Annotated in this window: 1 protein-coding gene and 1 pseudogene; one reads left to right on the top strand and one right to left on the bottom strand. The window is 74.1% G+C overall.

The features are described 5' to 3' along the window. Positions 1-538 (bottom strand): annotated as a pseudogene (locus HW445_RS32295) (FUSC family protein); the annotation flags it as partial. A 198-nt stretch (positions 539-736) separates the two neighbouring features. Here HW445_RS32295 and HW445_RS32290 point away from each other — a divergent pair. Then, positions 737-1057, top strand: a 321-nt coding sequence (locus tag HW445_RS32290) for a DUF5134 domain-containing protein (RefSeq protein WP_180224296.1), incomplete at its 3' end; no start/stop codon positions are given.

Raw genomic sequence — 1057 nt, 5'->3', positions numbered from 1 at the left:
CCTGGACCACGGCCCGGCGCTCGGGACCGTGGGGGCGCAGCACACCGGGCGCCATGCCCACCAGCCAGGAGAACGCACCGGCGGCGAGGGCCAGTCCCACATGGCCGGGGATCTGGCCCAGGGTCTGCGGGATGAACAGGGCCGCCGAGGAGACGAAGGTGAGGATCACGTTCCCGGGCGGCCCGACGCGGGTGGCGTCGCAGAGCGCCTTGTGCAGGGCGGCCAGCACCGCCCCCACCGCCACCAGCACCACGCCCGAGGAGGTGAGCGAGGCCGCGGTCAGCGCCACCGCCACGCCGGCCACCATGCCGACGACGATCCAGGCCAGCGTGCGGGCCCGGTCGGCGTAGGGGCGGTTGTGGGCGTAGAGGGCGCACAGCGATCCGGCCATCGTGTAGACCGCGAGGTCGAGACGGCCGAGGGCGACCAGCAGCAGGTTGGGCGGCGCGGTGGCCACGACGACGCTGACGGCGTGCTTGTACCAGATCTCGGCCGGCCGGCCGAGCCGTAGCACCTGGAGAAGCGGCGGGCGCCCCAAAGGACCTCCTCGGACGTCGGGCGGATGACTCACCCTTCAACGTTAACAGGTGTTTCACCGGTAAATGATCGGCGGCATCCGTCACGCTCCGCCCGATGCTCCCCGAACGCCCCCCTGCGCCCGTATGCGCGCCGCCCCGGACGGGCATTCCCTGACCGACCGCCGCGGCGGCGGCGACCTCAGGGGAAGGGGGCGGGGGTGCACGGACCGGCCACGACCGGATGGCTGCTGGTAGCCCTGTGCGCGGCGGCGGGGGCCTACTGCGTGCTGCGCATGCGCAGCGACGTGGAGGAGCAGCGCAGGGCCGCGGGAGGGGAGGCGGTGATGGGGTTCGGCATGGCGGCGATGGCCGTGCCCGCCGCGGTGCTGGATCCGCCCGGCTGGGTGTGGCCGGTGTACGCGGCCGTCTTCGCGGCGGCCGCGCTGCACTCGCTGTGGACCGCGCGGAGCAGCGCGCACCATCTGCACCATGCCGTCGGCGCGCTGGCCATGGTCCACATGGCCCTGGCCATGACCGCG

Origin of the sequence: Streptomyces sp. UH6 (assembly GCF_013421635.1) — a bacterium.
GTDB classification, from domain to species: domain Bacteria; phylum Actinomycetota; class Actinomycetes; order Streptomycetales; family Streptomycetaceae; genus Streptomyces; species Streptomyces abyssomicinicus.
This window is presented reverse-complemented; position numbering and strand designations above follow the sequence as displayed.